Here is an 8,820-nt window from a genome sequence, read left to right as displayed (position 1 = left end):
GTTACAAGCGACCGGATACCTGACTTCATTTGAAGAATGCCTTGGACCGATAAATCCCCCCTTCTTACGAGAATGTCTCCAAGAACCTTTGGCGGATCCCTTTGCAAATAGACCGATAGCTCACCGCCTAGAACCATCATTATCGCATCTAGGTGGCTTACTCCGTATTGCCGCAGCCCTGAAAATGCCTCGTTAAGGCTAACCAAATCTTGAGATGAGATGCCTTTGCTAGTTACAGCCTTCTTAGCCAATCTATTTAGAAAGTCCTGTGGTGCTGAAGAAGAAAAGACCCAGTTCCTATTTCCATCCACATTGGGTCCACGGACTGCGTTTAACAGCCCATGGGCGGCCAAGTCATCTCCGACCTGACGACTGATACCAATAATTCGACAGAGTTGATCTAGGCTTATAAGGCTAGACAGATAGCTTTTAGCCTGGGCCACATTCTCTGCAGTGTAGTTGCGGTATTTCTTTTCTATGGATTCCAGCATGACAGTTTTGAGAACACCCATGCCCTCAAGCCATTGAATTTTCTTCGGTCCAACTTTTAAAAACTTCTCAACTTCATCTCGATTGAGAGTTTTCTTATCTCTAGTGGGCCCCCATACGAAAGTAGTACCTTGGTTTTTGATTGTTCCCGTCAATCCACGATCAGCTAAGTACCCTTTGAAAGAATCTCGAAAGAGATTGAAGGCCGTCGTATTCTCTGAGTCGTAAAGACGTACATAAAACGTACCAAACATCTTACGTAGACCAGCTGTTTTGAAGCCTTGAGCTTCTCGTCCCTCTTTAAATTTGTCGAGTTGTTTCCAGAAATTATTTGGCCAATTCACCAATAGCTCAGAGGCCTCCAAAAGTAACTCTTTGCGATCTGTCGTCGAAAGCCCAATCAATCGAGACAGATCGCAACTATTTACCTTACCTAATAGAAATCCCAGTAAAGAAATAACCTTGTTCAAATCCATAACACTGAGATCACTCAGCTCCCGGAATGGAGTTGCTAATTTATAATCAACATGTATTCCCGCGCTGACTTTAATTGTCTTCATCAATTCTCTGACTGAGCGGGCTTCTTCAACATCACAAGCCGTTTGCAACTCAAAGCCACACTTGCAACGTCCCAGTGTTTGACGGCTCCAAGTCAGCCTTGTGTTGCAAGATGGGCAGTTGCTAAAAAGAGCACATCCATGATCTGGACAATGTGTAAAAATTGCCAAATCCCAGAGCTGACGATGATGGCTAGACTGTTTTAGGCATTCAGGGCATACTTTTGAGGCCTTCAGATCCACAATATCCCGACGGATCAACTGCCCTCCAAATGCCTGCATTGGTGCTTTCTTTGATGTTCCTCGAGTATACCCAATCTTCATCAAGGTATTTATATCCTGCCCAACATAACTTGTTAGAGCACCAGCATGCTGCGCCAAGTTAATCAATCCCGCAGGAGAATAGGTATTAGCGTCTACAAGCTCACTGATCCAATGAAGAGAGTCATACATACTAAGATCTGATAACCGCATCAGGTAGCCATGCAGACTTTCATCAGTGTGCGGGGCAGGGGTTTCTAATAATTTCATTAGGCTACTGCCTTCTCGCGAAGACCACTAAAGGGGTTTTGAACACCCAAACTTAAATCTTGGTATGCGCGGGAAAATTTCCGTACACTGAGAGAGAACTCTCCATCAGAAAGGCTGAATTTAGCAGCCCTAATAATCAACTGAATTGCTATACCTCTCATGCCCCCGGTAGCTTGTAATATAGCGTGTGCAATCGTAGGTGAAGACAAGTTACTTTCTGTAGGAAAGGGTAAGCCTCCTTCAACTTCGTGAAGGAATGAGCACCATTCCTTACGATCAGTCATATTTTCCCATATCGCCTCAGGAAACTCAGTATGCCCCCACCTACGGCGGCTAAATTGATCGTTAGATGTTATTACATCGATAAACTTTGGTAAGCCGACAAACACAACTGGAATTCCCCAATCGCTTACCGCATCCTTTAACCACTCAGATGTATCATAAATGACTTTCTCATTTTTACTTTCAATCAGTTGCTGGGCTTCATCTAGAAAAATAAGTCCAATGTTTTTCTTTTGTAACCAATGCTTTGTCCGTGCCATCATATTGTGACTGGTCGCACCCGTTCGCAGATAATTTGGATCCTCTAATTCAAACAGGATACTTTGAGCAACAGCCTTCCTTGTGCAAGCAGAAGGCAACTTCACATATAAAGAATTAATACTACTATTCGCTTTGCAGAATTGCTTGACGAACATAGTTTTTCCAGCCCCGGCCTCACCCAGAAGCGTATAATAACTACTGGTTTCAGAAGCTTTTTCAGAAATTAAAAATGCCTTCAGATCTTCTTTTGCAAATAATGTTTGCTGATTGTCGACGTACAAAGAAGTCAACTTTCCAAGCTTTTGGATGTTTTGATAAAAATTATTTTCCATTATAAAATTCCTTAAAATTATCTTTGTTATTAATCGTCTTGATCTGGTTGATTGAGGTAAAAATCCTCAAAACCATCGTCTTCGGTTATAACTCGACTTCCGTCATCATATGGATCAGCTGGATCTTCAAAGACATCCTCAACCGGACCGTCGATACCTAGAAACCCATCAAAATTATCAGGGGTATTTCTTGGCCCAAGAACGGCTTTGTCGTTTGGTAGACGACGGGGTTTTCTTGTTGATTTTTCACGCAGTCTTCCAACCTTGAATTTGTCCGAAAGATTTTCCGTTGGAAGTTCATCAAAATATTGTTCTTCAACTTTTTTACGCTGAAGTTGTACTTGAGCCATTGCTCGCTTCTGATCATCGTAAGTGATGCCATCAATGCTGTCATGATCCAGACAATAAGCTTCAATGTAGAGTCCACTAGCGGGATCCTGTACCCATACTTTGGTCATATCGTCAGGGTTATACTTGATGACAAATTTTTTGCCCTTCTCACCAACATGCCGGGCATAAAGATCATTTAATTTGTTCGAATTATAATGCGTACAGTTAATCTCAACACCTTGCCGACTAACAACTTGTTTCCTAGAGTGAGCAAAAATTAAATCTAGATCAGCAACACTGGATGGCACGTTAACAGGGTATAATTCCACACCTTTATTCCACGCATTTAGCGGACTGTCATTAATCCCTCTATGCCACTTTTTGTTATAATCAATAGCAATATGTTCTTCGAGAATTTGCACCATGGAATCAAAATCGATTACCGCTTGCTCCACAGAATTATAATCACCTCGCTTTAAAGGGCTTTCAAAAGTAGTTCCAGGAAGTAGGTGGAATAAACGATGATTTAGAGATTTAAAAAATCTCTCAACATGAGGCTTTTGGCGTCCACGGGCGGCCTCACAATAACGAAGATTAGACCCAAGAGTGGCACAAAGATCTTGAAACGCCGTTGAGTGAAAATCTGCGCCGTTATCAACAAGGATCTCTTCAGCACAACCAAAACAAGGCCACTCTTTTCGATAATTGGTCTTGGGGCGTATCATGTGCTTCAAACAAGATGCTAGAGAATTAAAAGAAGGGTCTTTTAAGGACAGATGAAACCCCACCACCACTCGGGAATACTGATCTATAGCAAGCGTTAACCAAACCCTTTGAACAGTTATTTTCCCTTTAACTGTAACCATGATGTCCGCTTTGGTATGATCCACTTGAACAATTTGCATGGGCCGTGTTGCACGTTTCATCGAAAAAATTGGCTCAAAAATCTTATCAGCAATCTCTTTACCTTCCCTTTTAAGGGCTTTTTCATATGGGTCGAGTTTTTCGATCTTTTTGTAAAGAGTTGACCTGGATGGAATTGGCATATGCTCAAAATCTGATAAAGATTTGTTGTAAGCCTTGATCCACTTACGGACATAAAGATAGGTTGCCTCTACCGTCCCTCTTGTGCGGTCCAGGTAAACTTCATCAATTGCCTCTTTGATAAAGTCATTTAATAGAGATGGGTGCCGTTCAGTCCTATTTCCTTTGAAACGATTTCCAGGAACAACAGCTTTAATATCCTTGCCAGCATTCAGCCAACGCACCAACCATCTTCTGATTTGCCGAGAGGACATCCCCTTGTCAGCAGGGTTCACAGACTTAACAATTACGTCGATTTTACGATCATTCAACTTGTCAGGCATAGCTTCATGAACTGCTTTTAGATATGCCTCTGTACGAAGAGCCGCTTTTTGATCTCTCTCAGTAAAGCTACTAAAAGGTCGTTGCCAATTATCGTTTCCAGCAACCTGACGCCACTCTCCAAGTCTGATTTGGCCATCAAAATAGAGATCGATAATATCGTGCATGTTAAATTGCTTGATATGTGATGTTTCTTCTTGTTCCAAATAGACTTCGTCACCAACCAAACGGTGCACCTTAAAATGAGCTTTCTTAATTTGAATCGCTTCTCCAACGGAGAATTTTAGAGCTGTTGAATTTCTTTTTGCCTGTACCATTATTTATTCCCCCTTATTTTGCTAACGTAACAATTGTGTTTGAATTAATGTCTTCTTCACCCGTGTTCACTAAAAGCACTCCAGCGCAGACCATCGCGTAAGTTTTCTGAATTGAATTTTCAAACTTCAGCGCTCGAAAACAGCACTGAAGGGTGACTTCACGACTTCGAATAAAGAGAGACTTGATGGCTTCAACATCTTGGTGGCTGTATTCAGAACGAGCATAACGAAGTAAGAGCTCTGAATTTCTCAGGCGTGGCTGTTTAGCTGCTTCATCATCAGCTAGTAATGTAAACTTATACCCCTGCCCTTTAAGGGTCTCTTCTATCGCTCCATACTTTGAGCGAATTTCTGGGTCTTTCAATATTTCAGCGGGCTTAACTTCAACAAAAGTTTCCTGCCCGTATTTCTTAACCCAAAAATCTGGGTAGTATGTATGTGATCGACCATTGAGTTCATATGGGATCGCGGCTGGCTGCTCTTTATAATCAGTTACGCCGGGATCAACTTCTATAAGCTTACAGGCATTAAATTCATTGCCAGATTCAAAGGCTATCATGCGATTCAATTTGTTGCTTTGAAAGTAACCACGGAAAGTAGCTTTTTTCTTCACAACGATATTTTTACGACCAGGTCCAAACATTTATTTTCTCCAAAGGTTAATTGCTTTGAAAAATAATTAGGGTCTTTTTGAAAAATTTTTCTGGGTATAAAAAAAACTGAAATTTTCAATATTTTTTTATTTAATTCCGAATTTAATTACGCCCAAAAATAAATTAAAACCCACAGCCAGCCTAGGTTGGCTGTGGGTTTTCGATTATTTAATTACTCGAAGAGCAACTTCTTTTATTTTTGAAATAGAAATATTTAAATAATTAACTCTAAAGAAATTTTCTGACCCACAGAGGTCAAAATCAACATCAGAAACCTTATACGTTTTCAAATATATCTCAGACTGAAGATTTAATTGGTCTAACACCCCATTAAATTCTTCAATTAAATCCACGACCATCTGTTTGGCATCTTCGCGGGCAAATATTTCGGCAGGATTATTGGCTGGAGTGCTTTGAATGCCACGGGCAAGGGAGAAGGCTTCTTCCATCCACTCCCCAGCCTGTACTAATTTATCCCTGTCGGCTTTATTTAGATTTTTTGGTAGTTCCCAAACCAAATCCCAAATGGTCGTATTAATAAACGTATCAACTAGGTTAGTATTCATTTTAAAAATCCCTTTTAGTTTTAACGTATTTAAAACTTAGGGTCGGATTTTTGAGAAAATCATTTTTTTTTGGATTTTTGAAATTTATTTATAATTATCGGAATTAAATTAATTATTGTTATTTTTCAATAACTTAAATTTATTTAAAATTCTATACCATTAAATAAAATGAGTATTCACCCCAATATTTATCTGAAATTTGATATTTAACCGATAATTTAAATGCAGAAATAAAATCGAAAATTTAATTAAATCGGAATTTTCTGAAATATCGCAAATATAATAAAAATAACTCATTGATAATAATGACAATCAAAAAAGGATCATACCCTAATAATAAATGGTATCCGAGTTTAAATCATACGCAGATTTATCCGCTGCATTTTTTTACTGAAAAATATTATTTTCACTTAAAAACGCTATCCTCAAATCAATGTCCTCCCGTGGACTAAATCTCCTTTGTATTTCCACGTTTACTATAGGAAACTATAGCGATATTAAAAATTTTGCTCCCGATTGAAATTTAGTGAACGATCTCAATACGCCTAGTTGTACTCGGGTTAAATTATCAGTAAAGCTAATAGCAACTTAAAATGTATCAAACAGGAATTAAATCATGACAAGCACCCAACAACGCGCTGCACTGCAACGCCAGATTTGGCAGATCGCCAATGCTGTTCGCGGTGCTGTCGATGGCTGGGACTTCAAACAGTACGTACTCGGCACTCTATTTTACCGCTTTATCAGCGAAAATTTTGCCATTTATATCGAAGCCGATGACGATAGCATCAATTATGCTGAATTGTCCGATAACGTCATTACGTCAGAGATCAAAGATGATGCCATCAAAACCAAGGGCTACTTTATCTACCCCAGCCAGCTCTTCGCCAATGTTGCCAAAGGTGCCAACACCAATGAAAGCCTGAATACTGACTTAGCCAAGATATTTGCCGAAATCGAAACTTCCGCTAACGGTTATCCTTCTGAAGGGGACATCAAAGGCCTGTTTGCTGATTTTGACACCACCAGTAACCGCCTGGGCAATACGGTGAAAGACAAAAATACCCGTTTAGCTTCTGTGCTCAAGGGTGTAGCAGAGCTGAATTTTGGCGATTTCCATGGCAGCCAGATAGATTTATTCGGTGATGCCTATGAATTCCTGATTTCCAACTACGCCGCCAATGCTGGCAAATCCGGCGGCGAATTCTTTACTCCTCAGCATGTTTCCAAGCTAATTGCCCAACTTGCTATGCATAAGCAAACCAGCGTCAATAAAATATTTGACCCTGCGTGTGGTTCTGGTTCTTTGCTACTGCAAGCCAAAAAGCACTTTGATGCCCATATTGTTGAAGAAGGTTTTTTCGGTCAGGAGATCAACCACACCACCTATAACCTGGCCCGTATGAACATGTTTTTACACAACATAAACTATGACAAGTTCAATATACAGCTGGGCAACACCCTGATTGAGCCGCATTTTGGTGATGACAAACCCTTTGATGCTATTGTGTCCAACCCGCCTTACTCGGTGAAATGGGTCGGATCAGACGATCCAACCCTGATCAATGATGATCGTTTTGCCCCGGCTGGCGTTCTCGCCCCCAAATCCAAAGCTGATTTTGCTTTTGTGCTCCATGCGCTCAGTTACCTGTCCAGCAAGGGGCGCGCCGCCATTGTTTGCTTCCCTGGTATTTTTTATCGTGGCGGGGCGGAACAAAAAATCCGTAAATACCTGATTGATAACAACTATGTGGAAACGGTGATTTCGCTGGCACCCAACTTGTTTTATGGCACCACCATTGCCGTGACAATTCTGGTGCTTTCAAAACACAAAACTGACACCAACACCCAGTTTATTGATGCCAGTGGTGAGGAATTCTTCAAAAAAGAAACCAATAATAACGTCATGCTTGATGGGCATATTCAGAAAATCATGGACATGTTCGACAGCAAAGAAAATGTCGACCACGTTGCCCAGTCTGTTCCCTTTGAAAAGATTGTTGCCAATGACTACAACCTGTCGGTCTCCTCTTACGTTGAGGCCAAAGACAATCGCGAAGTGATTGATATTACCGAACTGAATGCTGAGATCAAAACCACGGTTGGCAAGATCGACCAACTGCGTGCTGATATTGATGCCATTGTTGTGGAGATTGAGGCATGAGCAAGCTGACTTATCTGGAAAAGCTGCTGGATGGAACAAAAGCTGAGTGGAAACCGTTGGGTGATGTAGTTAATTTAAAACGCGGAAAAAGGCTGGTGAAAAGCCAATTGGAAGAAATTGGTAATTATGCAGTTTATCAAAACAGCATGAAACCCTTAGGTTATTATCATGAAAGCAATGTTGAACCTGATACAACTTTTATCATTTGTGCAGGAGCTGCTGGCGAAGTTGGCTATAGCGATGTTGCCTTTTGGGCAGCTGATGATGTTTATATTTGCTTAGATACTGGCAACCTCCTAAGTAAGTATTTATATCACTGTTTTTTGAACCAGCAGAATAAAATTTTGGCACAGGTTCGTAGGGCAAGCATTCCTCGTTTATCTAAAGTGTCCGTCGAAAAATTAACAATCCCCATCCCCTGCCCAGACAACCCTGAAAAATCGCTAGAGATCCAAGCGGAAATCGTCCGCATATTGGACGCTTTCACCGAGCTTAAAACCGAGCTTAAAACCGAGCTTAAAACCGAGCTTAAAACCCGTAAAAAGCAATACAACTATTATCGCGACCAACTCCTCACTTTTGATGAGGCTGACGTGGAATATAAACCGTTGGGGAAACTTGCGGATAACCTCGATTCAAAACGCAAACCCATAACAAGTGGCCTAAGAGAAGCAGGGGGTATCCCATATTATGGTGCATCAGGCATTGTCGATTACGTGAAAGATTACATCCTTGATGGCGATTTTTTACTAGTTTCTGAAGATGGCGCCAATTTGATAGCAAGAAAAACACCTATAGCATTCAGCATTAGCGGTAAAAGCTGGGTGAATAATCATGCTCATATTTTAAAGTTCGAAACATATTCTGAACGAAAATACATTGAATATTTTTTGAACAACATTGATCTGACGCCATACATTTCAGGAGCAGCCCAGCCAAAACTGAACAAGAAAAACCTAAATAGCATAATCAT

Annotated in this window: 7 protein-coding genes; 2 read left to right on the top strand and 5 right to left on the bottom strand. The window is 40.7% G+C overall.

The genetic code is table 11. The features are described 5' to 3' along the window. The 5 genes from Q0241_RS16445 to Q0241_RS16425 form a co-directional block, all read right to left on the bottom strand. Positions 1-1,577: TniQ family protein (locus Q0241_RS16445; protein WP_299379487.1), on the bottom strand; the 1,577-nt coding region annotated here is incomplete at its 3' end. Beyond that, the gene (locus tag Q0241_RS16440; RefSeq protein ID WP_299379485.1) at positions 1,577-2,452 is read right to left on the bottom strand and encodes an ATP-binding protein; all 876 of its coding nucleotides are present in this window, start codon (positions 2,450-2,452) and stop codon (positions 1,577-1,579) included. The genes Q0241_RS16440 and Q0241_RS16445, both read right to left, overlap by 1 nt. A 29-nt stretch (positions 2,453-2,481) precedes the next feature. After that, positions 2,482-4,464, bottom strand: coding sequence for a Mu transposase C-terminal domain-containing protein (locus Q0241_RS16435; RefSeq protein ID WP_299379483.1), 1,983 nt, complete (start codon positions 4,462-4,464; stop codon positions 2,482-2,484). Positions 4,465-4,477: 13 nt separating this feature from the next. Further along, positions 4,478-5,107, bottom strand: coding sequence for a Tn7 transposase TnsA N-terminal domain-containing protein (locus tag Q0241_RS16430; protein ID WP_299379480.1), 630 nt, complete (start codon positions 5,105-5,107; stop codon positions 4,478-4,480). 174 nt (positions 5,108-5,281) lie between these two features. Next, the gene (locus Q0241_RS16425) at positions 5,282-5,683 is read right to left on the bottom strand and encodes a hypothetical protein (protein WP_299379478.1); all 402 of its coding nucleotides are present in this window, start codon (positions 5,681-5,683) and stop codon (positions 5,282-5,284) included. Between the two features lie 616 nt (positions 5,684-6,299). Between Q0241_RS16425 and Q0241_RS16420 the strand changes: the two genes are divergently transcribed. Then, entirely contained in the window at positions 6,300-7,847 is a 1,548-nt protein-coding gene (locus tag Q0241_RS16420; RefSeq protein ID WP_299379475.1) for a type I restriction-modification system subunit M, read from the top strand. Continuing rightward, positions 7,844-8,820: restriction endonuclease subunit S (locus Q0241_RS16415; protein WP_299379472.1), on the top strand; the 977-nt coding region annotated here is incomplete at its 3' end. The genes Q0241_RS16420 and Q0241_RS16415, both read left to right, overlap by 4 nt.

Source organism: uncultured Kiloniella sp. (assembly GCF_937128705.1).
Lineage (GTDB): Bacteria > Pseudomonadota > Alphaproteobacteria > Kiloniellales > Kiloniellaceae > Kiloniella.
This window is presented reverse-complemented; position numbering and strand designations above follow the sequence as displayed.

Excerpts from the sequence above, each read along its gene's own strand:
- Q0241_RS16440 (WP_299379485.1), bottom strand. The coding sequence starts at position 2,452 with ATGGAAAATAATTTTTATCAAAACATCCAAAAGCTTGGAAAGTTGACT.
- Q0241_RS16435 (WP_299379483.1), bottom strand. The coding sequence starts at position 4,464 with ATGGTACAGGCAAAAAGAAATTCAACAGCTCTAAAATTCTCCGTTGGA.
- Q0241_RS16430 (WP_299379480.1), bottom strand. The coding sequence starts at position 5,107 with ATGTTTGGACCTGGTCGTAAAAATATCGTTGTGAAGAAAAAAGCTACT.
- Q0241_RS16425 (WP_299379478.1), bottom strand. The coding sequence starts at position 5,683 with ATGAATACTAACCTAGTTGATACGTTTATTAATACGACCATTTGGGAT.
- Q0241_RS16420 (WP_299379475.1), top strand. The coding sequence starts at position 6,300 with ATGACAAGCACCCAACAACGCGCTGCACTGCAACGCCAGATTTGGCAG.